Origin of the sequence: Pseudorhizobium marinum, from assembly GCF_000705355.1 — a bacterium.
GTDB classification, from domain to species: Bacteria; Pseudomonadota; Alphaproteobacteria; order Rhizobiales; family Rhizobiaceae; genus Neorhizobium; species Neorhizobium pelagicum.
The window spans coordinates 63,730-87,381 of sequence record NZ_JMQK01000019.1; the positions used below are offsets into that span (position 1 = coordinate 63,730).

The 23,652-nt window shown below is 62.1% G+C and carries 26 protein-coding genes; 19 read left to right on the forward strand and 7 right to left on the reverse strand.

Going from position 1 to position 23,652, the window contains the following annotated elements; translation table 11 throughout:
• Positions 1-10 precede the first annotated feature (10 nt).
• From EO99_RS0119690 to EO99_RS0119705, 4 genes are read left to right on the forward strand one after another with little or no spacing between them, the layout of a single operon-like run.
• The gene (locus EO99_RS0119690) at positions 11-1,093 is read left to right on the forward strand and encodes a MaoC family dehydratase (protein ID WP_156034908.1); all 1,083 of its coding nucleotides are present in this window, start codon (positions 11-13) and stop codon (positions 1,091-1,093) included.
• Between the two features lie 11 nt (positions 1,094-1,104).
• Entirely contained in the window at positions 1,105-2,112 is a 1,008-nt protein-coding gene (locus tag EO99_RS0119695; protein WP_051679976.1) for an ABC transporter permease, read from the forward strand.
• 60 nt (positions 2,113-2,172) lie between these two features.
• Positions 2,173-3,090 (forward strand): substrate-binding domain-containing protein, encoded by a 918-nt coding sequence (locus EO99_RS0119700; protein WP_081852137.1) that lies wholly within the window; start codon positions 2,173-2,175, stop codon positions 3,088-3,090.
• A 50-nt stretch (positions 3,091-3,140) separates the two neighbouring features.
• Positions 3,141-3,890 carry an ATP-binding cassette domain-containing protein gene (locus tag EO99_RS0119705; protein WP_029620302.1) on the forward strand — a complete coding sequence of 250 codons (750 nt, stop codon included), beginning with the start codon at positions 3,141-3,143 and terminating at the stop codon, positions 3,888-3,890.
• A gap of 15 nt (positions 3,891-3,905) precedes the next feature.
• On the opposite strand, the gene EO99_RS0119710 is transcribed toward EO99_RS0119705, so the two are convergent.
• Positions 3,906-4,775 carry a shikimate dehydrogenase family protein gene (locus tag EO99_RS0119710; RefSeq protein WP_081852138.1) on the reverse strand — a complete coding sequence of 290 codons (870 nt, stop codon included), beginning with the start codon at positions 4,773-4,775 and terminating at the stop codon, positions 3,906-3,908.
• Between the two features lie 50 nt (positions 4,776-4,825).
• On the opposite strand from EO99_RS0119710, the gene EO99_RS0119715 reads away from it, so the two are divergent.
• From EO99_RS0119715 to EO99_RS0119740, 6 genes are read left to right on the forward strand one after another with little or no spacing between them, the layout of a single operon-like run.
• Entirely contained in the window at positions 4,826-5,719 is an 894-nt protein-coding gene (locus EO99_RS0119715; RefSeq protein ID WP_162179327.1) for a CoA transferase subunit A, read from the forward strand.
• 3 nt (positions 5,720-5,722) lie between these two features.
• The gene (locus EO99_RS0119720) at positions 5,723-6,523 is read left to right on the forward strand and encodes a CoA-transferase subunit beta (RefSeq protein ID WP_029620305.1); all 801 of its coding nucleotides are present in this window, start codon (positions 5,723-5,725) and stop codon (positions 6,521-6,523) included.
• A 2-nt stretch (positions 6,524-6,525) separates the two neighbouring features.
• The gene (locus EO99_RS0119725) at positions 6,526-7,737 is read left to right on the forward strand and encodes a CaiB/BaiF CoA transferase family protein (protein ID WP_037112524.1); all 1,212 of its coding nucleotides are present in this window, start codon (positions 6,526-6,528) and stop codon (positions 7,735-7,737) included.
• A gap of 58 nt (positions 7,738-7,795) precedes the next feature.
• The gene (locus EO99_RS0119730; RefSeq protein WP_037112493.1) at positions 7,796-9,493 is read left to right on the forward strand and encodes an acetolactate synthase catalytic subunit; all 1,698 of its coding nucleotides are present in this window, start codon (positions 7,796-7,798) and stop codon (positions 9,491-9,493) included.
• Between the two features lie 12 nt (positions 9,494-9,505).
• A complete protein-coding gene (locus tag EO99_RS0119735; RefSeq protein ID WP_029620308.1) occupies positions 9,506-10,507 on the forward strand; it encodes a dihydroxyacetone kinase subunit DhaK in 1,002 nt (333 codons plus the stop codon).
• Complete coding sequence (locus EO99_RS0119740; RefSeq protein WP_029620309.1) at positions 10,504-11,109, forward strand: DAK2 domain-containing protein; 606 nt, start codon at positions 10,504-10,506, stop codon at positions 11,107-11,109. The genes EO99_RS0119735 and EO99_RS0119740 overlap by 4 nt, the downstream gene beginning before the upstream one ends.
• A 3-nt stretch (positions 11,110-11,112) precedes the next feature.
• On the opposite strand, the gene EO99_RS0119745 is transcribed toward EO99_RS0119740, so the two are convergent.
• Complete coding sequence (locus EO99_RS0119745; RefSeq protein ID WP_029620310.1) at positions 11,113-12,186, reverse strand: LacI family DNA-binding transcriptional regulator; 1,074 nt, start codon at positions 12,184-12,186, stop codon at positions 11,113-11,115.
• Positions 12,187-12,385: 199 nt separating this feature from the next.
• Between EO99_RS0119745 and EO99_RS0119750 the strand changes: the two genes are divergently transcribed.
• The 7 genes from EO99_RS0119750 (at position 12,386) to EO99_RS0119780 (ending at position 19,521) form a co-directional block, all read left to right on the forward strand.
• Positions 12,386-13,435 carry a Gfo/Idh/MocA family protein gene (locus EO99_RS0119750; RefSeq protein WP_029620311.1) on the forward strand — a complete coding sequence of 350 codons (1,050 nt, stop codon included), beginning with the start codon at positions 12,386-12,388 and terminating at the stop codon, positions 13,433-13,435.
• A gap of 1 nt (position 13,436) precedes the next feature.
• Entirely contained in the window at positions 13,437-14,183 is a 747-nt protein-coding gene (locus EO99_RS0119755; protein WP_037112494.1) for an SDR family NAD(P)-dependent oxidoreductase, read from the forward strand.
• Positions 14,183-14,698, forward strand: a complete 516-nt coding sequence (locus EO99_RS0119760; RefSeq protein WP_029620313.1) for a TRAP transporter small permease — start codon at positions 14,183-14,185, stop codon at positions 14,696-14,698. The genes EO99_RS0119755 and EO99_RS0119760 overlap by 1 nt, the downstream gene beginning before the upstream one ends.
• Positions 14,695-15,969 (forward strand): TRAP transporter large permease, encoded by a 1,275-nt coding sequence (locus tag EO99_RS0119765; RefSeq protein ID WP_029620314.1) that lies wholly within the window; start codon positions 14,695-14,697, stop codon positions 15,967-15,969. The genes EO99_RS0119760 and EO99_RS0119765 overlap by 4 nt, the downstream gene beginning before the upstream one ends.
• Before the next feature lie 33 nt (positions 15,970-16,002).
• Complete coding sequence (locus EO99_RS0119770; RefSeq protein ID WP_081852142.1) at positions 16,003-16,989, forward strand: TRAP transporter substrate-binding protein; 987 nt, start codon at positions 16,003-16,005, stop codon at positions 16,987-16,989.
• A 53-nt stretch (positions 16,990-17,042) separates the two neighbouring features.
• Positions 17,043-17,975: a MaoC family dehydratase gene (locus EO99_RS0119775; RefSeq protein ID WP_029620316.1), complete on the forward strand. Its 933-nt coding sequence runs from the start codon at positions 17,043-17,045 to the stop codon at positions 17,973-17,975.
• A 67-nt stretch (positions 17,976-18,042) separates the two neighbouring features.
• Positions 18,043-19,521: an NAD-dependent succinate-semialdehyde dehydrogenase gene (locus EO99_RS0119780; RefSeq protein ID WP_029620317.1), complete on the forward strand. Its 1,479-nt coding sequence runs from the start codon at positions 18,043-18,045 to the stop codon at positions 19,519-19,521.
• Between the two features lie 94 nt (positions 19,522-19,615).
• On the opposite strand, the gene EO99_RS0119785 is transcribed toward EO99_RS0119780, so the two are convergent.
• Positions 19,616-19,894, reverse strand: coding sequence for a hypothetical protein (locus EO99_RS0119785; protein WP_029620318.1), 279 nt, complete (start codon positions 19,892-19,894; stop codon positions 19,616-19,618).
• Between the two features lie 204 nt (positions 19,895-20,098).
• On the opposite strand from EO99_RS0119785, the gene EO99_RS0119790 reads away from it, so the two are divergent.
• Both EO99_RS0119790 and EO99_RS26420 read left to right on the forward strand, forming a co-directional pair.
• Entirely contained in the window at positions 20,099-20,617 is a 519-nt protein-coding gene (locus EO99_RS0119790) for a helix-turn-helix domain-containing protein (protein WP_162179328.1), read from the forward strand.
• An 83-nt stretch (positions 20,618-20,700) separates the two neighbouring features.
• The gene (locus EO99_RS26420) at positions 20,701-21,372 is read left to right on the forward strand and encodes a cyclodeaminase/cyclohydrolase family protein (protein WP_051679978.1); all 672 of its coding nucleotides are present in this window, start codon (positions 20,701-20,703) and stop codon (positions 21,370-21,372) included.
• A gap of 52 nt (positions 21,373-21,424) precedes the next feature.
• On the opposite strand, the gene EO99_RS27620 is transcribed toward EO99_RS26420, so the two are convergent.
• From EO99_RS27620 to EO99_RS28105, 4 genes are all read right to left on the reverse strand, one after another.
• Positions 21,425-21,595, reverse strand: a complete 171-nt coding sequence (locus EO99_RS27620) for a hypothetical protein (protein WP_156034912.1) — start codon at positions 21,593-21,595, stop codon at positions 21,425-21,427.
• A 128-nt stretch (positions 21,596-21,723) separates the two neighbouring features.
• A complete protein-coding gene (locus tag EO99_RS0119810; RefSeq protein WP_051679979.1) occupies positions 21,724-22,398 on the reverse strand; it encodes an acyl-homoserine-lactone synthase in 675 nt (224 codons plus the stop codon).
• 116 nt (positions 22,399-22,514) lie between these two features.
• Positions 22,515-23,192, reverse strand: a complete 678-nt coding sequence (locus tag EO99_RS0119815) for an autoinducer binding domain-containing protein (RefSeq protein WP_162179329.1) — start codon at positions 23,190-23,192, stop codon at positions 22,515-22,517.
• 275 nt (positions 23,193-23,467) lie between these two features.
• Positions 23,468-23,652: hypothetical protein (locus tag EO99_RS28105; RefSeq protein ID WP_029620322.1), on the reverse strand; the 185-nt coding region annotated here is incomplete at its 5' end.

The window sequence follows — 23,652 nt, forward strand, 5'->3', positions numbered from 1 at the left end:
ATAAAAACGTTTGCAGAAACGTTTTTATATGAAAGTCTCGGAGCTGGGAGAAGATTTGCCAAGCGAGAGACAGGTCGCGGAATACCTCTTTTTGGCGGGTATTTCGGCATGTCTGCGGCTGTCTTGGGTATGCCGGCAGGGCCCGGCGGAGATATCGGTGAGGAACTCTATGCAATACAAGGATCCGACCTTCGAATCGGTCGAGATAGGCGAAACATTCGGCCCGCAGGTCATCGCGATGGACGAGCATTACCTGCGCTCTGCGTGCTTTTCACTGTCCGACTATTCTGACTGCTATAGCACGATCGATCCGGCGATCGGGTATCGCATCGTCCCCTCGGCAGCGCTGGTTCGCGACGGAGTGGCGCTGTTTCTGACGAAGTATAATCCCAACACGGTGGTTGGCCTACATCAGGCTGAAGAGCTCTGGTATCACGCGCCCGTTCCCTTCGGTGGCGCCGTCACGCTGACCGGTGAGTATGTCGATAAGTACGAGCGCCGCGGCAAGGGCTATTGCGTTCTTGATGTCAGCGTCCACGACGAGAACGGTCGTTTGCTGGTGCGTCAGAAGTCGACGGAAATCATGCGCATACCCGAGGGCATCCGCATGGGCGCGGGCAGTTCAGCGACGGCTGCGGGTCGCGTTTCCGGGTCGGTACCCGAAAACGTTTCTCCTGTGGCGGATGCCCGCCTCGACATCCCGGTCGGGACGCCGGTGCCCTCGTTGAAGAAGAGGGCACACAGGGACGAGATGGCCGTCTTTTCCGGCATCCATTTCGACCGGCACAATATCCACACGGACGACAACGTCTCCAGCGCCGCCGGCTTCCGCGCCCGCCTCGCCCAAGGTGTGCAAACGACCTGCTGGATGTCGCAGATGCTCGCGGATTTTTTCGGCCCGGCGGCCTGGTTCTCCTCCGGCTGGATGAAGAACGTCTATCTGCAGCCGGTCTACGCCGGCGACGAACTGACAGTTTGCGGCGTCGTCACGGGCAGCACTGAAGACGGCCGGCTCGAACTCGAAGTATGGACCCGCAACCAAGATGGACTGATGACCGCCGCCGGCTGGGCATCGGCGAAAGTCGGGGGCTGAGGAGGTGGAACATGTCTGACGGAAGCAATCTCAGCGAAAGGACGCCCATGTTTGCCAAAGGCAATCTCACGGCCACCGCCAAGGACTTGATGCTGCGCAACATCGCAGTCACCGGGCTTTTCGCGCTCGTCATCATCTCGACTTTCCTGTCGCCGTACTTCCTGACGGCCGACAACATCTTCAACGTGCTCAGGCAATGGACCATGGTGGGGCTTATTGCCATCGGCCTCACCTATGTCATCATCTCCGGCGGCATCGATCTGTCGGGCGGGGCGGTTCTGGCTCTTGCCACCGTGGTCGGCGCGCTTGTCGCTCCGGTGGTCGGGTCAGCCGGCATGATTGCAGTGGTGATCGTCGTGGGGGCCGTTTGCGGCTACATAAACGGCGCGCTCATCACCTGGGGCAAGGTGCCGCCCTTCGTCGCGACGCTCGGCATGATGACGGCCGCGCGCGGGCTTGCGCTCATTCTCAGCGAAGGGCGCACTTTGACGGCGGATCTGGCCCCCGAATTCGTCTTTGCCTTCGGCCGAGGTTATCTGGGGCCGATCCCGATGCCGGTGTTGCTGACGGGTTTCATCTTCGTGACGGCCGCCGTGGTGCTCAAGTACACGGTCTACGGCCGCCATGTCTGCCTCGTTGGCGACAATCCGGTCGGCGCCCACCGCTCTGGCATTCAGGTCGAGGGTGTCATCCGCAGCGTCTACACGCTGCACGGCGTGCTGGCGGCCATGGCGGGCCTGCTGTTCCTCGGACGCCTTGGCGTCGGTGAACCAACGGGCGGCATGCTCTTCGAACTGTCCGGCATCGCTGCGGTCGTCATCGGCGGCACGCCCTTTGTCGGCGGCATCGGCAGCATCCTGCTCACCTTCGTTGGGCTGATGGTGATCGGGCTCACCTACAACATCCTGAACCTTCTCTCCATCTCGCCCTATGCGCAGGACTTCGCACGCGGCGTGATCATCGTCGTTGCCGTGATGTTCAGCATCCGGCGCGAAACAAAGAGCCGCGCCCGCAGGTAGCGCACAAACCACAGTGAAGTTCCCGGCACGTGCCGGATCGAGTCGAAAGGGAGGAAACCAATGACTTGCAGACAGATGTTCCGTATCGCGATGCTGGCCGGCACGGTAATCGCCGCACCGGTTGCCGCAACCGCCGAGGAGGTGGAGATCGGCATAGCCCAGCCAAACCTCGAGCATCCCTACCGCGTGGGTGGCATCGAGCGGGCCAAGGCCTGGGGTGCCGCACACCCGGACGTCACGCTGACGATCGTTGACGGCCGCCGCGACAGCGCGACCCAGCTTTCGGGCGTCGAGGATCTGATCACGCGCCACGTCTCGGCCGTCGTCCTGTCGCCAAACGATTCGAAGGCATTGGCGCCGATCGCCGATGCCGCCAAGCGCGCCAAGATTCCGCTGATCATCTTCGACCGCAAGCTCGACGTGCCGGAAACGGAGTTCGCCGCCTTCATCGGATCCGACAACGTCGAGATGGGCCGCGTTGCCGCTCGCTTCATCGTCGAGAAGATCGGCGAGGAGGGCAAGGTGATCCAGCTCGAAGGCACGCCCGGCGCGTCCGCAACGGTCGATCGCAAGCAGGGCTTCGAAGAGGAGATCGCCAAGCACCCGAGTATCCAGGTGGTTTCCTATGTCGGCCATTACCGCCTGCAGGAAGCCGTGGCGGCGATGGAAGACGCCGTGACCGCACACCGCGACGTGAATGCGGTCTTCGCGCACAATGACACGATGGCGATGGGTGCTGCACAGGTGCTCGAAGAGCAGAAGCTTGCCGAGGTTGCCATCGTCGGTATGGACGGCGCGAAGGAGGGTTGCGAAGGCGTGGCCTCCGGCCGCCTGACGGGTTCGGTCTACTACCCGACCATGTTCCCGGAATCACTCGACCTCGCGATGAAGGTGCTCGCCGGCGAGACGGTCGAGAAGGTCACCTTCCTCGATACGCCGATGATCACCAAGGAAACGCACGACACCTACTGCAAGTAATCGGCTGCGGTCGAGGGGTAATCCCTTCGACCGCCCAGAGGACACCCGCGATGACCCCACTGCTGAAACTGAACAATATCTGCAAGTCGTTTGGCGCCGTTCGCGCTTTGACCGCCATCGATTTTGAACTCCACGAGTCCGAAGTCCTGGCGCTTGCCGGCGACAACGGCGCCGGCAAATCGACCCTCATTAAGATCATCTCCGGCGCGCAGCCCGCCGACAGCGGCCAGTTCTGGTTTGAGGGCAGGGAGGTGACGGTGCGCAAGCCAGAGGACGCCCGCCAACTTGGCATCGAGACGGTCTACCAGGACCTGGCGCTCTTTGACGATTCCAACGTTGCGGAGAACATCTTCGCCGGGCGCGAGGCAGTCCGTAAAATTCTTGGCGCAAAGTTCCTGAAGGCGGAGGAGATGCACAGCCGCTCCAAGGATCTGCTGAAATCACTGAACATCCACATCCAGTCGACCCAGTTTACGGTGAAGGGCATGTCCGGCGGACAGCGCCAGAGCATCGCCATTGCGCGCGCCGTCGCCTTCGGCCGCAAGGTCGTCATCCTGGACGAACCGACGGCGGCGCTCGGTGTGCCCGAGCAGGAGAAGGTGCTGTCGTTGATCAAGGACCTGCGTTCGCGCGGTTTCTCTATCATCCTGATCAGCCACAACCTGCATCACATCTTCGAGGTCTGCGACCGCATCCACGTCCTGCGTCAGGGCCAGACGGCCGGCGTGCGCAAGAAGGCGGAGACCAATCCCGACGATATCGTCAAGCTCATCACCGGCGCCAATCTGGTTGTGCATTGAGCACGACCAGAGGGGTTACACTCCGGTTTCGTAGAAGCGGAGTGCAAGTTCAATCTGCGGGGCGAACATGGCCTTGCCATGCTGGATGCGGCAGCCGCGTGCTGCGGCCGCTTCAAGAAAGGGTGTCAGATGCGGGACGTTCACCACATCGCCAACGAAGATGCCGGGTCGCGTGGCCGCAAGATCGACAGGCAGTGGATCGTCAGACGAAAGGCCGAGGCTGGTGGCATTGACGACGATGTCGACTTCCCGGTCAGGTCGGGCGCTCGTCACCGCGAAGACGGTTTTGGGAAAGGCGCCACGGAGCCGGTCGGCGAGTTTTTCGCCGCGGTCCCGGTTGCGGTTGGCGATGGTGATGCGGCTGATACCTGTTTGGGCAAGTGCGTAGCAGATGCCCGCGCTGACGCCGCCGGCACCTGCGACATGGGCCGAGGCACCGGCGATGGTGACGCCCGTGGCCATCATCGCGCCGACGAAGCCAGCGCCATCCAGCTGGTGGCCGAAGAACCGGCCATCGGGTGCGCGGCGCACGATGTTCACTGCCCCGGAAATACGCGCCGGTTCGCTCAGGTCATCTAGAAGGGGCAGGATGCTCTCCTTAAACGGCATGGTGACGAAGAAGCCACGGAGATTTTCCAGGTGACGGAGCCCGGCGAGCGCTGCTTGCAGCGCCTCGGGCCGAACGGCGAACGGGATCATATGGCCGGGTAGACCGTGTTCTGCAAGATAGGTGTTCATGAGGCCGGGCGAACGCACGAAGGTGATCGGATAGCCGACAAGGCCGAAAAATATGTGCTGGTTGCTCAAAAGATGACTCCGCCTGTGCCCTTCATGGAGGTCCAACGTAGCAGAAAATCGACGACAAGAAACGTTTTCTGTTGCCATTTTCAAGAAACGTTTTTATACGCTATCGCACTCAGTGGGAGAACTTCGTTTTGAAAGAGAAATTGACCACCCTAGACAGGGCGCTGTCTCCGATCGTATCGGGCTCGACTGTCATGATCGGCGGCAGCCTGCTGCGCCGCCAGCCCAATGCCGCCGTGCGCCAGTTGATCCGCAACAAGGTGCGCGACCTTACCGTGCTCAGCTGGGCCGGCACGACGGCGGTCGACCTGCTCGCCGCAGCGGAAGCGATTCGCCGCTGGGAAGGCATCTATGTCGGCCTGTTCAACTATGGGCTTGCGCGCAACTTCCGCCGTGCCGTCGAGAGCGGCCGCATCGAGGTGCGTGACTTTTCCGAAACTGCCATGGTGGCACGCCTGCGCGCAGCCGCCCAAGGCATGCCCTTTCTGCCGATTCGCACGCTGTTCGGTTCCGATCTCGCAAAGGTGAATCCCGAGCAGATCCGCACTTTCGACTGCCCGTTCACGGGGGAGAAGCTGCAGGCGATTGCCGCGGCAGAGCCCGAGTTTACGATCATCCACGGCTATGCCGGCGACAAATACGGCAACGTGCAGTGGCCGGTCGTGCGCGACACCGACGATATGGATCAGCCGATGGCAGCCGGCGCCAAGCGCCTCATCGTGACGGTCGAGAAGATCGTCTCGCACGACGAGATCAAGAAGCAGCCGTCGCTCACCTACATCCCGGGCCAATGGGTGGAAGCGATCGTCGAAGTGCCCTACGGCGCGCATCCCGCCGCCTGCGACACGGTCTACGACGAAGACGACGCGCATATGAACAGCTACATCTCCCGATCCAAGACCGCCGACGGCGTCAATGCCTATCTCGACGAATTCGCCCGCGCGCTGCCAGACCATGCGGCATATCTCGAGAAGTGCGGCGGCCTGGCTGCGCTCTCCGCACTCAACGTCAAGGGGAGGGCATAAGCCATGGCGACTTATACCAATAACGAACTCATCACCGCCTATCTCTCACGACAGATCCAGGATGACGATCTCTGCTTCGTCGGCGTCGGCACGAACGGCCGGGCTTTTACACTCGCCGTCGGCATTCCGCTTGCCGCCGCGCGCCTTGCGCAGATGAGCCATGCGCCGGGTGCTGCCGTCTATTGGGGCAATCTTCTGGAGCCGGATCTCTCGGTGATTCCCGAGCATTTCACGCAGGATGCCTTTACGCAGTGGCAGGCTGCGGCCTGCCCGCCAGATACCGGCGTGAAATGCGACATGCTGGCGCGGCGCAAGTTCGATGTTTCGTTCAACTCGGCAGCCCAGCTCGACCGCTACGGCAACATGAACATCACGGCGATTGGCGATTACCGCAAGCCGAAAGTTCGCCTTGTCGGCAGCCTGGCGCAGCCCGAGCATTTCGCCTTCGTGCGCCGGCCGATCCTGCTGATGGACCTCGATGCGCGCAGCTTCGTCGAGAAGGTCGATTTCATCACCAGCGCCGGACACCTTTCCGGCGGCACCAGCCGGCGCGAGGCGGGCCTGGGCGAGGGCGGCCCGGCAATTGTCGTCACCGACAAGGCGGTCTTCGATTTTGCCGAGGGCACGCGCGAAATGCGATTGAAGTCGCTGCATCCCGGCGTGACGAAAGACGAAGTGCTGGCCGCCATGTCCTTCGTGCCGCTCGTTCCCGAAACGATTCCCGAAACCGAAACGCCGACTGCGGAAGAGCTCGCACGCATCCGCAACGACATCGACCCCAACCGCATCCTGCTAAAAGTATGATCATGCAAACACCCTCACCCTCCACGGTCTCGTCCCTGTCCGGCCTGAAAGTGCTGGATCTCTCCAGGTTCATCGCCGGCCCCCACTGCGCCATGCTGCTCGGCGATCTCGGCGCCGACGTCGTCAAGGTGGAGCGCACGCGTGCCGGCGACGATACGCGCTCGCTCGGTCCCTACATTGCCGGCGAGAGCATTTATTTCATGATGTTCAACCGCAACAAGCGCAGCCTGACGCTCAACTTCCGCAATCCAGAGGCGCAGGATCTGCTGCGCCGCCTAGTGCTGGAGGCGGACGTGCTGGTTGAGAACTTCCGGCCCGGCACGATGGAAAAGATGGGCTGCGGCTGGGAGGATCTGCGCAAGATCAACCCGAAGCTCGTCATGGCGCGGCTTTCCGGTTTCGGGCAGAACAACAGCCTCTCGGCCGAACCCTGCTTCGACGGCATCGCGCAGGCGATTACCGGCTTCATGGACCTGACGGGGGATCCGAAGGGCGGGCCGATGATGGCCGGCACCTTCCTCGTCGATTACGCCACCGCGCTGCATGCGACGATCGGCATTCTGGCAGCCCTTAACCATCGCAACACGACGGGCAAGGGGCAGGTGGTCGATGTCAGCCTGATCGGCGGGGCAACCTCCATGCTGATGACGGCGATCCCGGAATTCCTGGTGAACGGCCGGCGCATGACGCGGGCCGGCAACCGCGACCGCTATGCAGCGCCCGCCAATACGTTTCGTACGAAGGACGACGTCTGGATCCACATGGTCGCCGGCAATAACGCGCATTTCCCGCGCTTTGTGAACATGATTGGCCGGCCGGAGCTGCTGGAGGATCCGCGGTTCTCGACGCTCGAGAGCCGCATGGTCAACGTCGAGGCGATCGAGGCGATCGCCTCCGAGTGGATCGGCGCACAAAGCGCAGACGAGGTGCTCGCGGCGTTGCGGGCGGCGGAGCTGCCCTCCGCGCGCATCCGTACCGTCGAGGAGGTCGCCAACGACCCCTACATGCGCGAGGCCGGCCATATCGTCGATGTCGTTCATCCCAAGGCTGGCGTGGTGCCGATGCAGGGGCCACCGGTCGGCCTCGGCACCACGCCGACCGCCGTGCGGCTTCCGCCGCCGATGCTCGGCGAACATTCCGACGAGGTGCTGCACGAGTGGCTTTCGATGCCCGATGCCGACATCGAGAAGCTCCGGTCCGCAACGGTCATCTGACACAATTCATTCGCATTTTCAAAGGTTTCAGGGAGGATAAGACGTGAGCAAGGGTAACATGAGCGGCGCGCATGTGATGGCGCAGGCGCTGAAGCGGCATGGCGTGGAAGTGATCTTCGGCCAGTCCATTCCGGCGGCACTTTTCCTGGCGGCGCCGCATTACGGCATCAGGCAGATCGGCTATCGCACGGAAAATGCCGGCGCGGTGATGGCCGATGCCTATGCGCGCATCTCGCACAAGGTGGCGGTGGTGACCGCGCAAAACGGACCGGCGGCGACGCTGCTGGTTCCGGGGCTGGCGGAAGCCTACAAGGCCTCGATCCCGATCGTTGCAATCGTCCAGGACGTTGCACGTCCGTTCGCCGACAAGAATGCCTTTCAGGAGCTCGATCATCTCGATCTGTTCAAGGGGGTGGCGAAGTGGATCAAGCGCGTCGCCGACGTCAACCGTATCGATGACTATATCGACATGGCATTTACTGCGGCCGCCTCCGGCCGCCCCGGTCCGGCCGTGCTGATCGCGCCGATCGACATGTTCGTGGAGACCGCGGAAAGCCGCAACTACAGCCGCATGGCCTCACTCGGCAGCTTCCCGCTCGATCGCAGCGGGCCGGATCCGGACCGTGTCGCCGCAGCCGCAAAGCTGCTGGCCTCGGCCGAGCGCCCTTTGATCATCGCCGGCGGCGGTGTGCATGTCTCCGATGCGGCCGGTGAGCTTGCCGCCCTCCAGGAACGCTTCTCGATTCCGGTCGCAACCACCGTCATGGGCAAGGGCGCCGTCGATGAAGGGCATCCGCTCTCCGTCGGCATCGTCGGCTACTTCATGGCGACGCGCAGCCGCACCAAGCACGTGCGCGAACTGGTGACCGAGGCTGACGTGATCATGCTGATCGGTAACCGCACGAACCAGAACGGCACGGATAGCTGGTCGCTGTTCCCGAAGGATGCCAAATACATCCACCTCGATATCGACGGCCAGGAGATCGGCCGCAATTATGAGGCGCTACGCCTCGTCGGCGATGCCAGGCTCGGCATCAAGGCGCTCTCCGCCGCCCTCGAAGGGGAGGACGGCGCAAAGCGCAAGGCGGCGCGTCCCGCGCTTGAAAGGACGATCTCCGAAGGCCTCGCCAAGGGCCGCAAAGATGCCGAAGCGGTCGAAACGTCGGATGAAAGCCCGATCCGCCCGGAGCGGCTGATGCGCGATCTCGACAGCCTGCTGACGCCCGACCATATCGTCGTGTCGGATGCCAGCTATTCCTCGATCTGGGTTGGCAACCACCTGAAATCGCGCAAGGCCGGCATGCGCTTCCTTACGCCCCGCGGTCTTGCCGGCCTCGGCTGGGGTCTGCCTTATGCGCTGGGCGCCAAGTGCGCCAGACCGAATGCGCCGATCTTTGCGCTCGTCGGCGACGGCGGCTTTGCACATGTGTGGTCGGAACTGGAGACGGCGCGCCGCATGGGGCTCAACGTGGTCGTGGCGGTGCTGAACAATTCGATCCTCGGTTACGAGAAGCATGCAGAAAAGGTGATCTTCAACGAGTATTCGGATGCCTGCGACTTCACGCCGGTCGATCACGCAGCGATTGCCCGTGGTGCGGGCTGCGAGGGCGTGCGCATCGACAAGGCGCAAGACTTCCTGCCGGCGCTGAAGGCGGCCTTCGCGGCCGATGCCACGACCGTTCTCGACGTCATCACGGACGAACGCGCCTATCCGCCAATCACCATGTTCAACGACAACTCGGCGCTGAACTACTGAGGAGGCAATGCCATGAAGAAGTTGATGAACAAGCCTTCGGGCTTCGTCGATGAAATGCTCGGCGGCCTCATCGCCGCCAATCCGTCCTTGGCGCTTAGCGGCGAAACCGGCCGTGTCGTGCATCGCGCAAAGCCGACCCGCAAAGGCAAGGTCGGTGTCGTCTCCGGCGGCGGCTCCGGCCATCTGCCACTGTTCACCGGCTATGTCGGGGAGGGGCTGCTCGACGGCTGCTCGATTGGCAACGTCTTCGAGGGGCCGACCGTCGGCTCCTGCATCGAGGCGATCCGGCTGGCGGACGGCGGGGAGGGCGTGCTGCGGCTCTACGGCAACTACGGTGGCGACCGCATGAACTTCGATATGGCCGGCGAGATGCTGGAGGACGAAGGCATCCGCACGACGACCGTGCTCGGCAATGACGACGTCGCCAGCGCCGGGCCGGCCGAGCGGCAGAAGCGGCGCGGCGTTGCGGGTATCATCTATGCCTATAAAACGGCCGGCGCACTTGCCGAGACCGGTGCCGACCTCGATGCGGTGACGGCGATCGCGCAAAAAACGGTCGATCGCACCCGCACGATCGGCGTCGCGCTCTCGCCCTGCCAGGTTCCCGGCTCCGACAAGCCGTCCTTCACGCTCGGTGAAAACGAGATCGAAATGGGCATGGGCATCCATGGCGAGCCGGGCATCTGGCGCGACCAACTCAAGCCTGCCGATAGCATTGCGGACGAGATGGTGGAGCGGTTGCTCGCCGACAAGCCGGATGGCGCTGGACCGCGCGTGTCGATCCTTGTCAACAGCCTCGGGGCCACGCCGCTGGAAGAGCTCTTCATTCTCTATCGCCGGGCGCGGGCGAAGCTTGAGTCCGCCGGCATGACCATCGTCCGGCCGCTCGTCGGGCACTATGCGACGTCGATGGAAATGGCCGGCGCCTCCATCTCGCTATGCTTCGTTGATGACGAGATCGAAGCCCTGCTTGGCAAGCCGGCCTATTGCCCGTTCTGGACGGTGACGGCATGAGCATCACGGTCTCCTGCATCGCCTCCGCCATCGCCCGCGCCCATGATGCCATGGGGCCGCTGGAGCAGGTGCTGAACGACGCCGACGCCAAGCTCGGCGACGGCGACACGGGCGGCATGCTGGCCCGTGTCATCGGCAGGATGGCGGAAGTGGATCTGTCTGCCGCGGCCGATCCCGGTTCGGCCCTCAGCCAGCTCGCCAAAGCGGCCACGCTTGCGACCGGATCGAGCCTCGGCACTCTGTTTGCGACAGGTCTGTTTGCCGCAGGGCGAGAGGCGAAGGGGCGCGACGCGATCGGCGTCGGCGATCTGTCCGGCCTCGTGGCCACGGCGCGCGACGCGATGATCTCGCGGGGTGGCGCTTCACTGGGCGATAAGACGGTGCTGGATTCGCTTGATGCCGTGGCCGAAGCGCTGAAGAGGGCGGAAACGCCGGAGCAGGCCGCAAGGGCGGCGGCGACGGCGGCATCCGACGCGCTGGAAGCCTTCCGGAGCCGGCCGAACCGCATCGGCCGCGCCCGCATGTTCGGCGATCAGACGATCGGCATCGACGATCCCGGTATGCTGGCCATCAGGGAGCTTGCCGCCGCCCTGGCACGATGAACGTCATCCTGGAGAGACGAGAGGCCGGCGTTCTGCCGGCCTCTCGTCGTTCTGGCCATCCGCTGGCGGTGCGCAGGATTGGCGCAGCACCAGCGTCGTCGGGATAATCACCTCGCGCGGCGTCGACGGGCGCTTGGAATGGATGCGGCGCATCAGCAGCTCTGCGGCGGCCGCACCCATTTCGCGCTTGGGCAGGCGCAGCGTGCTGAGGTTGATGCGGCGCAGTTTTGCCAGATCGATGTCGTCGCAGCCGAGCAACGACATGTCGGCCGGAATGGAAATGCCCAGTTCGCTTGCCGCATCCTGCACGCCGAGCGCGCAGACGTCGTTGCTGGCAATCACGGCCGTCGGCCGCTTTTGCGACGCGGCGAAGTAGTGCATGGCCTCATAACCGGCCTCGACCGTGTAGTCGCCGCGATAGACAAGTTCGGGGTCGTCGTCGCAGCCCAGTTCGGCGATGGTGGCTTCGAAGGCTTCCAGACGTTCCTGTGCGGTGCTGGACGTCGCGGGACCGGTAACAAGGCCGATGCGGCGGTGGCCGAGACCGTAGAGATAGTTCACGCTGTCGCGCATGCCTTGCAGGTTGTCTGAGCCGATGTAATCGTCGCGAAAGCGGGCGCTGCGCCGCTGGATGAGCACGAAGGGCGTCTTGCCGTCGAGCAGCTTGCGCACTTCAGGCGTGTCGCAATGCTGCGAAATCAGGATCATACCGTCGACCTGACGGTCCAGGAGGGTGTGCATTTGGCTGACCTGCCGTTCGACAAGCTCGTCCGTGTTGCAGAGCAGGATGGTGCAGCCTTCCCGCACGGCCACGTCGTCGATGCCACGGATGAATTCCGGAATGGCGGGGTTGCTGACATCTGGCACCAGAACGCCGATCGTCGAGCTCAGCTTCATGCGCAGCGAGCGCGCCACCGCCGAGGGACGATATCCGAGCCGTTCGGCGGCTTCCTTGACCTGTTGGCGCGTCTCCTCGTTGACGTGCCGTTTTCCGGCAAGCGCGTTCGAAACGGTGGATACTGCGTGACCGGTTGCGGCGGCGACATCCCTAATCGTAATACGTCCTTTGTCGGACACTTTCAAACTCCAGTGGCAGAACCGATTTTTCAGCCCTGCTGTTTGCTTCGTTTTCTCGACTGTACCCGAGAATCATCGTTTGAAATAGCCAGTACCGACATTGACAGGCTACTTCTCCGCCGTTATTCAAAGAGACAAGAACCGTTTTTCGGAAAACGTTTTCTGGAGCCGGGAGAGGGCTCGTAGGAGGAGTTTCAAGATGCAACAGGTCCGTCTGCGGGCAGCGCTGGTAGGGTGCGGGGCGTTCGCCAATGCGGCTCTCGTTCCCGCCATGCGAGCGGCAGGAATTGAAATCGTCGCTGTCTGCGACCCGAACGCGGAGCGCGCGCAAGCGACGATGAAGTCCGCAAGCGCTGGCGCCGCCTATGGCGACATGTCCGCGATGTTGGCCGCCGAAGCGGTCGATGCCGTCGTCATGGCGGTCGGTCCGACAATTTATCCAAAGCTTGCAGAGCTCGCTTTCGGGCACGGTGTGCATGTCTTCGTTGAGAAGCCGCCGGCCATCACCGTAGCCGAAGCAGAGGCGATGAAGCGTGCCGCTGCGAGAGCCGGCAAGCAACTCGTGGTTGGCTTCATGAAGCGCTTTGCGACCGGTTACCGCATGGCGAAGGAGATCACTGAGGCCAGTGATTTTGGTGCGGTCAGGATGGTTAGCGCGCGGATCACCACCGGCGTCTGGACGCCAGCCTGGTCAAAGACCCTCACGCCCCTTTCGTTCGTTCTTGATCACAGCGTGCACTTTCTCGATCTGATGCGTTTCTTCGGCGGGCCCGTCGAATGGGTGTCGGCCGTGAAGACGCAGGCGTCGAGCGAGCGTTTCGGTTTCGCTGTTCTGCTCGCCTACCAAGGCGGCGCGGCCGGCCTGCTGGAAATATCGAACTATGAGAGCAGGGGGGTTCCCAACGAGCGCGTGCAGATTACCGGCTCCGACGGCGCAAGCGTCACTGTCGAAAACGTCTCACGTGTCACCTATACCCGGGATGCCGAGCCAATGGTGCCGGGGCGCGCCTTCTCGCCACAGCGAGAGCGTTTGGTCTGGGAGCCGAATATGACGAACATTTCCGCGGAAAATGCCTCGCTCGTTCACATGGGTTATGTCGGGGAAATGCGAAACCTCGCAGGTGCTATCGTTTCCGGCCTGCCGGTCACGCCCTCCATCAACGATGCAATTGCCGCGCTTGCCCTGGCCCATGCGGTTGTGGAAAGCGACGGCCGCCAGATCAATCTTCAGAATGAAGGTGAAGTGTAAAATGTCGCTGTCCATTGATCTCAAAGGCCGTATCGCACTCGTCACAGGTGGCGGAACCGGGCTTGGCCGGGCGGGAACCAACGCGCTGGTTGCAGCCGGTGCCACCGTCATCATCGCTGGCCGTCGACAGGACGTGCTAGAAAAGGCAGCGGCGGAGGCCGGCGCGCAGGCGATGGTCTGCGATGTCAGCGATCCCAACGCAGCCAAAGCGCTTGTCAGCCGGATCGTGGCTGAGCACGGCAGGCTCGACATCCTGGTCAATGCGGCCGGCCTCAACATTCGCGGCGATTCATTCGAATACGGTCCGGATGACTGGGACCGCGTGCATGCGATCAACACGCGCGGCCTGTTCTTCATGTCGCAAGCTGCCGGCTGCGTCATGCGCGTCAACGGCTACGGCAAGATCATCAATATCGCATCCATGGCAAGCGAGATCGGCATGCCCTTCATCGTCGCCTACGGATCGTCCAAGGGTGGCGTCAAACAGATCACGCAAGGGCTCGCCGTTGAGTGGGGCAAGACCGGAATTCGCGTCAATGCGATCGAGCCGGGCTGGTTCAGGACGGAACTGACCGAGCCCCTCTTCCACAACAAGGAGTGGGTGGCGAAAGTCGAAAACCGTGTGCCGATGGGGCGCGCCGGAAAGCCGGAGGAAATTGGCGGGGCGATTGCATTCCTTGCCAGCCCGCTTTCCGACTATATAACCGGCGCCGTGATCAAGGTGGACGGGGGAGCGTTGGCAGCCTGATGCAAGAACAATCCGAAATCGTTAAATCTCCAGAAGACCCGACGTTTCTCGAGCGTGTGGGAGAGGCAATCATCGTGCCGCTCGTGCTTGCCATCATCGCGGTCGGTTTTGCCGGCGTCTGCCTGCGCTATGTCTTCAACGGCCATTACGCCCTTTTCTGGTCCGAGGAGGTCATACGCTATGCCTTTATCTGGGTCTTTTGGCTCTGCGCGCCGATCCTGGTCTGGCGCCGCGCCATGTTCTCCGTAGACGTGTTCGTCAACATGATGCCCAAGGCCATCCAGCGCATGATTGCGATCGTTCTCGATCTCGCCGTTATCGGGTTGATGGGAACCTTCGTCTACTATGGTTGGCTGATGGCCCGAGTCAACGCGCCGCAGCACTCCTCGGCCCTGTCGATTTCGCTGTTCTGGATCTACCTGGCCATTCCCGTCGGTTCGGCCTTTATCATTCTCGCAACGATCACGCGCATGGGTCGCGACTGGCGTAGCGGCAGGCAGGAGGCAGGCCAATGACACTCACGCTTTTCGGCTGCTTCCTCGTCTTCCTGCTGCTTGGCCTGCCTGTGGCGTTTTCGACCGGGCTTGCGGCTCTCGTTGTCGTTTTGAATTATCCGATCGTGCAGGAACGCCTGCTCATTACCAAGACCTTTGGCGGCATGGACTCCTTCACTTTGATGGCGATCCCATTCTTCGTCTTGGCCGGCGAGGTCATGTCGCGCTCCGGGCTCACCAAGCGCATCGTCGATCTGGCAATTGCCCTTGTCGGGCATTTCCGGGCCGGGCTCGCCTATGTGACGGTCATCGCAAACTTTCTGATGGCGGGCGTCTCGGGGTCGGCCTCGGCTGATACTGCAGCAACCGGCTCCATCCTCATCCCGGCGATGAAGGAGCAGGGCTACAAGCCGGAGTTTGCCGCCTTGATGGTCGCGTTCTCGGCCATGATGGCTCCACTGATCCCGCCATCGATCTTCCTCATCATCTATGGTTCGATGTCCGGCGTCTCGATCGGCCGTCTGTTCATGGCGGGCATCATTCCGGGGCTGCTCGTCGGCCTGTCGCTGCTCACGATTGCCTTCATCCTCACCCGTTTCTCGTCGTTCAAGGTTGAGGCGGTCAGGTTCTCGGGTGAGCGCCTGAGGCAGGCCACCATGAAGGCCGGCTGGGCGCTGATAATGCCTTTCGTCATAATCGGCGGTATCCGGTTCGGCATCTTCACGCCGACGGAAGCAGGCATCGTAGCGGTCGTGTATGCACTGTTTTATGGTTTCGTGATCGAGCGGTCGCTCAACCTGAAGAATGTGAAGGAACTGACGATGTCGGCGGCGCTGTCGTCCGCAAACATCATGATGATCGTCGGTTTTTCGGCCGTCTTCGGCACCATCCTGGCGCTTGGTCGGTTCGAGCAGCAAATCACCTCTGTCCTGTTCTCGATCACCACGGAGCCGCTTCTGGTCATCACGATCCTGATCATCGTGCTGACATTGATTGGCGGCCTCATGGACGAGGTGTCGACGGCCGTGCTGTTTGTGCCGACGCTTGCTGCCATCGGCGTGCAGATGGGCTTCGATCCGGTCCACTTCGGTGTCGTCATGGTCCTCGCCATTATGATGGGCGCGGTTATGCCGCCGGTCGGTACGTTGCTCTTCATCGGTGTCAGCATCGCTCGCATACCCTTGTCGCGTATTCTGGTGCTCGTCTGGGCATTCCTGATCCCGCTGTTGCTGGTCAACCTTTTGATCGCATTCGTACCGTTCTTCACAACCTATCTCCCGTCCTTCATGTGACGGCGCAGAAAAAGCTCAACGGAGGAGTAGAGCATGCTAGTAAAAAAACGTTTCTTGATGGGTATCATTACCGCACTTACCCTGACTGCCAGCGCGGGTCTCGGGCGTGCCGAAACCACGCTCACGCTGGGCGACATTTATGCCGCCGACCATAGCAACACGCTGGCGGACAAGCGTTTCGCTGAGTTGGTGGCAGAGCGCACCAACGGCGAGGTTAAGATCGAGGTCTATAGCGATGCCACGCTCGGCAACGAGCGCGAGCTGGCGGAAAGCGTCGTGTCCGGGTCGGTGGACATCGCACCGAGCGGCATGTCGGGCATCGGCCGCTTCTTTCCCGAGCTCCAGGTCCTTGAGCTTCCCTATCTGTACAAGGACCTGGACCATATGCAACGCGTCGCGGAGGTGATCGCGCCCGATGTCCAGGCCACTTTCGAGGAGCAGGGCGTGCGCAACCTCGGCTTCCTCTACCTGGGGCCGCGGTCCATCGCCAGCAAGAGGGCGATCAATACGATTGAAGACATGGCCGGGCTGAAGCTCCGCGTGCCGGAATCGCCGCTGTATGTCGGCTTTGCCAAGGCACTGGATGCGGTGCCGACGCCGATTCCGTTCCCGGAGGTGTACTCCGCCATCGAGACGGGCGTCGCCGAAGCCTCCGAAGGTGAGCCGGCAACGCTGGCGACAACGAAGTGGTACGAGGTCACCAAAAGTGTCAGTCTCACCAAGCATATTTGGCACTTCCGCTTCATTCCGATCAACTCCGCGAAGTTCGACACACTCACGGCGGAACAGCAGGACATCGTCGAAAAGGCTGCGGCTGAGGCGCAGGCCTATCAGGCAGGTCTCGTCAACGATTTCAACGCCAAGGCACTTGAGGAGATGAAGAACGCCGGTGTGACCATTGTCGAGACCCAGGGGCTCGACAAGTTTGCCGAGCGTCTCGCCACGTTCCAGGACGAATACGCCAAGAGCCTCGGCGACAAGGCCGTGGCGCTTCTCGCCAAGGTCCGCAGCGTTCAGTAGCACACCACGCCCGCCGCCGCAGGGCGGCGGGCGCTCCAGGATGACAGGATTTGATGACCATGACGCCCCCGACCTTCAAGGAACCGACCTATGAGAACGTCTATATCGGCGAGACCTTTGGTCCGGTCGAACTCGTGCTCGACGACTTCTTTCTGCGCAGCTACGCCTATGCACTCGACGACTATAGCGGCATGAAGATCATCGACGGCCTGGCAAAGCCGGTGGGGCCTGTCCCTCCGCACATGATCGTCTCGGATCTTATGCAGATCTTCCTGACGGTTTATGATCGCGACAAGGTCGTCGGCCTGCACCAGAAGGAAGAGGTCATTCACTACAAGGCCGTGCCGGTCGGTACAAAGCTCACGCTCACCGGCACCTATGTCGACAAGTACATGAAGCGCGGCAAGGGCTATACGGTGCTGGAAAGCATCGCGCGGGACGAGCAGGGAGATATCGTGATCCTGCAGCGATCGACCGAGGTCATGCGGATCCCGCAGGGTGTCAAGGTCGGTACCGGTCTGGCGGAGCCGGATCGGCGCGTCACGCCAAGGGAACTTGCGGGCGAAAGGGCCGACAGCATTTCCGCCACGACGCCTGTCGGAACGGCGCTGCGTGCGGTGACCAAACAGGTGCGCCAAGCGCAAATGTCTGTCTTCACCGGCGCCGAGTTCCACAAGCAGGGTATTCATACGAACCTGGAAATCGCCAGAAAGGCTGGGCTGCGCGACTGCATCGCACAGGGGATGATGGAATCGTGTTGGGCCTCGCAATATCTGTCCTCGCTGTTTGGACAGACCTTCCTCTCCACCGGATGTCATTTCTCCACGTATCTCATGCCGATCTACCCGAAAGATGTCATCACCATCAACGGCGTGGTCACGAGCAGCGAACCCGTGGAGGGCGGCCAGCGCGTCGAGGTCGAGTATTGGCTGACCAATCAAGACGACCAGACGACTGCCGTGGGATATGGCTCGGCGATCTGCTAGCAGAGCTTACGCCGTAGTCCGTAGCAGATGAAGATGATGCCGTACCGTGGGTGTTAGGGGTATTTCCGTGGCCATTTCCGATGTTCTTCTTTCAAAACTAAGTGATCCCTCACTTGCGACCGACAAGGCGCTGATTGCGGGTGAATGGCTGGGGGAGAGTTCCAGCGGCAAAATGTTCGAGGTCACCAATCCCTCAACCGGGGAAGTGATCGCCACCCTGCCCGACATGGATCGGGCAGACGCTGTGCGAGCAATCGACGCCGCATACACGGCTCAGAAATTATGGGCCAAGAAGACCGGCAAGGAACGCGCTGGGATACTGCGTAAGCTCTATGACCTTATGGTCGCCAATGCCGACGATCTCGCTACCATCCTGACAATGGAAATGGGCAAGCCGTTTCTCGAAGCCCGCGGCGAGATCCTTTACGGAGCTTCTTACGTCGAATGGTTTGGCGAGGAGGCCAAGCGCGTCTACGGCGACACTATTCCAGGCCATCACGCCGACAAGCGCATCATCGTGTTGAAGCAGCCGATCGGGGTCGTTGCAGCGATCACGCCGTGGAATTTCCCAAATGCGATGTTGGCGCGCAAGCTGGCACCGGCTCTCGCTGCGGGTTGCGCTATGGTCTCCAAGCCTGCTGCGGAGACGCCGCTCTCGGCGCTGGCGCTTGCCCTACTCGCCGAACGCGCCGGTGTGCCGGCAGGTGTCTTCAATGTGGTCGTTTCCAAGGATTCCGCTTCGATCGGAAAGGAATTCACCGGCAACGACAAGGTTCGTAAACTCACGTTCACCGGGTCCACCGAAGTGGGCCGCATCCTGATGCGGCAAGGCGCCGATCAGATCATGAAGCTCGGGTTGGAACTCGGCGGCAACGCGCCTTTCATCGTCTTCGACGACGGCGATCTTGACGCCGCGGTGGAAGGTGCGATGGTGTCAAAATACCGCAACAACGGCCAGACCTGTGTCTGCGCCAACCGACTCTACGTACAGGCTGGCGTCTACGACGCGTTTGCCGAAAAACTCGCTGAAAAAGTTGCTGCGATAAAGGTCGGTGACGGTTTTGAGCATGGCGTGAACGCCGGACCCCTGATCGACAGGAAGGCGCTCGAAAAGGTAGAAGATCACATATCCGACGCGGTTTCGAAGGGCGCGCGCGTCGCACTCGGGGGTAAGCCGGACCCCAGGGGCGGCCTTTTTTTCCAGCCGACGGTCCTGACGGATATAACGGCCGAAATGAAGGTTGCGCGCGAGGAGACATTCGGCCCCGTCGCTCCGCTGTTCAAATTCGAAACGGAAGAGCAGGTGGTCGAGATGGCCAACAACACCGAGTTCGGGCTTGCATCCTATTTCTACTCTCGCGACCTTGCGAAGGTGTTTCGCGTGGCCGAAGCGCTCGAATATGGGATGGTCGGCATCAATACCGGTTTAATTTCCACGGAGCTTGCTCCCTTCGGGGGCATCAAGCAGTCGGGACAGGGCCGCGAAGGCTCCAAGTACGGCATTGAGGATTATATCGAGATCAAATATCTCTGCTTGTCAATCTAGTTCGTGGATCCAAGAGGAGCCGAACTCGATGAGCAGCGTCGGGCTTGCGGCCTGACCGTGGGGGCGCTGGCCTGAGTGCGCGATAGTCGCGTTGTCAGGACGCTACACGCCCGAACAAGGCTTGCTTTGAACTCGCCTGTTTCGTTGCCACGCCCGTCTCGTCATCTTCCCGACATGTTGGTTCGATAAGACCATGCTTAGGCATGATGATGAGCGCCGAGTTGATCGCCGCTCGCAGTGCCGCATCGCTTGAGCCCTGACCACGGATGTACTGGCGCCGGTGAAAAGCGATGATGAGGAAGGTCGGTGCGGTTTCGCCCGGCCTTTTTTGTTGCCGCTGCTCCATGAGCGCGACACAGAACGCCTCTGTCACGTCGATGCCTGTGGCTCCCTTGCAAGGCCGAATGCAGACCGTCGCAAATGGCGGTTCCAGACATCCTTCGGCGGTTCAAGCCGAGCGGCTAGCAGTCTTCCGGCAAAGCGCGCCGATGGGCACCAGCGAATGGGTAGCAGAGCAGACGCAGAATGATGTATGACAGGCCGGTCAGGCAGCGGGTCGCAGAACATGAACAAGAGTTTGGACAGTCACATCGCCGAGCGCCGGCTGGTCCGTACCGTCGATCCGGACAACCAGAAACCGGTCTACCGACACGAGGGTCTGTCCGGCATTGCAACCTTCGACGAGCTCGACGCCCGGCTCGGTGATGCCCTGCGAGCCTGCCGGCAGGACAAGGGGCTGAGCAGGGCCGAACTATCGACGCTGGTGGGCCTGAGCGAGCAGGTCTACGGCCGCTACGAGCGCAGCTCCTCGAAAATGACGGTCAGCCGGCTCATCCATCTGAGCGAAGTGCTGGGCGTTTCGCCGCTGACCATGCTGTTTGCGGCGGCTCCCCATCTGTGGGGTGATGATCAACAGGAAGCGGAAAGCCGCTTCCGGATGATGAAATTGCTGGAAGACTTGCCCGCCGAGACCCTGGCATCGGTCGTGACCCTGCTGGAAACCGTCGCCGTGCTCCAGGCCAAGACCGAGGACAGCGCCACGGCCAGCCCCGCGCCACCTTCCGTTGCAGCCCGTCCGCCGTTGCCCGAAAAATAGTCGAGGCGGCCGGCGAACCGTCGGGAACGTTCGCCGCCATGCCGGGTTTGCGTCTTGCACCCCCGCAAGAAAGGTCACCTCTCGTGGATCTTGTTGACCAGCCGCTGCACACCATCCTTGAGGGAACCGGCCACCGCTCGCCGGATCTCGGGGGAAGTACGGCATCGATCCTGGTCGCATTGATCGGCCTGTCGCTGATCAGGATGGCCGTCGACGTCTCGCTTGGGAATGACGGCGACAGCGTGGCCGCCACCGACGAGCTCGAGCAGGCGCTTGCAACGCTGGACCGGCAGTCTGTCGCGCTCACCGATCTTGCCGACGCCGACCAGGGGGCTTTTCAGGCCTATCTCGCAGCCCTCAAGCGACGGCGTCCGCCGCAGGCCTCGGAGGGTGGTCGCGATGCAGCCGTGGCGATCGAACAGGCCGGCTCCCGGGATGACGCCGTCAGCAGCGCCGAAACCGTGGCGACGCGGATGCCGGTGCAAGCCGCGCATGTGATCGTTCAGGCGCTGGAGCTCGTCGTGGCCACTGGCGACAGGATCAAGTCGACTGTGGTCAGTGACATCTTCGGTGGCGCGGCACTGCTTCATGGCGCGCTCACCGGCGTGCTGCTGGCCGTCGACATCAATCTGAAGTCCGGGCAGCCACAGTCTCACGCCGCCCTTGCAGCTGACAGGGACCACCTCTCTTGGCGCGGCAAGGACGCCTTTGCAGAGATCAAGATGCGGGCGGAAGCGGCAAGCTACCAGCTCTAGCGGCATCCTGCAGCCCCAGATGCGCGACGGGCGCGAAGGGCACTTGTTGCGGCTAGAGAAACTCGGCCACGGAGCGCATCACCGTTTCTGTCGTCTGGCGATCCAGTCCGATCCTGCCCTTGATCAGGAACAGGCAAAGGTAGAGGAGCTTGAGCTGCGCCTCCCGGTTTGATGCGGGCACATGCTCCAGCAGCCGGGCGCGGACGGCTTCTTCACATCTCATGCAATCGCTCTGCCACAGGCCGCGGCCCGCGGCGACATCGGCCGCGGCAGCCAGGCTGGCGTGTTTCTGTAAGAGACACCACAAAGATCGATCCATCGTCTGCCTCCCCGTCTTCGCCGGTGCGGTCGCTAACGCCGCAAGGCCTCGGCCATGGCGATGCCTGAGCCCTGCGGGTCCTCGTGTTCCGGTTTCAGCCTCGCACCACAAAGGTCCAGGAAGTTGTAGTCAGCGGGTCTCAGCGACCGCAGCTGGCCGGCGTTGACAGCCAGCCTGCCGGCAACGCCTGATGTTGCTCCCATGGGATGCAGGTCGCCGAGCCGCGACAGAGGCCATCCCGCGCGTCGAAGAACGCGCTCCATCCTCAGATCGACCACCACGAGAATGCCGCCATAGCCCTGCTGCAGCGACCACTCCACCATCGCCGCAAACAGGCTGCGCGTGGCGTCATGCAGGAGGTTTCCGTCGCGATGGTGTGCGGTGTCGACGCAAAAGCGGGATGCCTCCACATAATGGCAAAGATCGACGACCGTGCCATCGCTCAACAGGGTTGAGAACACCGTTGACAGCATCGTCGGGCCATGCGCCGGAAGCAATCGGACGCATCCGACGACCATATCGTACGGAGTCGCGGCTGCCAGATAAGTGGGTTGCAGCCGATCGAAGATGTCGCGTTCCTGGCCGCCCGACACCCGTACGTCCCAGTGCAGGCGCCCCTGAAACACCTGTGCGCGCAGCTTGAAGCTTTGCCGGAGAATACCTTCCGTACGCGCCGATTCCGTCCCGTCGAATGCAATGACCTGCATGCCCGCCTCGCGACCTCTGCATCGGAAAATGATAGCGCGCAGGCGGCCCCGCCGATATCCCGGAAAATGGGGAGAAACGACACGGTGGCAGTCGCCTAAGCTGTCACAGCGGGAGACTAGATCGGAATCTCTCGCCGCCTGATTGCGGTGACAACGGTGTGCACCCGGTTGGCCGCGCCCAGACGCACACGACTGTCCTTCAGATGCTGCTCGACGGTTGCCTCCCCGATACCCAGGATGGCGGCGGTCTGGGCGGTGGTTTTGCCGGCAGCCACCCAGTCACAGACTTCCGCCTGGCGTCGGGTCAGGACAGGCTGGGTTGCCGCCTGCCGGAGCCGACTGAGCTTCTGGTAACTGCAGTAGCCGGCGGCCTCGATGACGAAACGGACATTGCGCGAGTGTTCGACGGACTGGCCTGCGAGCGAAATGACGCCGATCTGGCCGTTGGCGCCATGCACCGGCAGGCAGAAGCCGTCTTGCAGACCAAACGCTGCAGCGGTCTCCATCACCGAGCGTTCGTCCCGCTGCAGGCGCCTTTGCGCAATACTTCGCCAACTGAACAGCTGGCTCGTCCTGAGGCACTGCGCAGCACAGGGATCACGCGCGACCAAGCCCTTTTTGAAATAATGCCTGGACCAGGCGCTGGGCCAGAGATCAGCAAGGATATCCGGCGTCGGTGAGGGCGTCATCGTCGGCGCCAGTTGCGCAAACAGGCAGACCTCGAAGCCGAACGGCTGCAAGGCCCGGCACAGTGCTTCGGCCACCTCCCGGGTGGTGTCGGCATTGGAAAGCAAGGCGGAAAAAGCGCCAAGAGCGTCAAGCGATTTCTGCATCTTCAAATCTGCCTACGGCTACCGACATCCTAATCGGATCCGTCAGAAGGTACAATCTGCTTGTCGACGCCGGCGCGTCAAAATGACATTTCTTCACAGGGGAGGCGCGGGGGGGGCAAGCCGCCCCGATGCAGCCGTTGCCTGCGAGGCTGGCGCGGCTGGGCCGGATGCAGGCTCTCCGATTTCGGCGGTCGAGGACAAGGTAGCAGGCACAGCGCGATTGATCACCACCACCGCTACCGACCGATTGTCGCCATACCAATGTCCAGGCCGGGTTCTCGGAAGCCGCCGTTCCTGTCCGGCGGATCGTCTGCGTGATGGGTCCCGAGATGGATTGTCGGTTCTACCGCCATCAGATCGCCTACGCGGTCGGGCGAAGAACGGACGTCTTCCCACGGCAACAGCAACCCGCAGTTCTTGG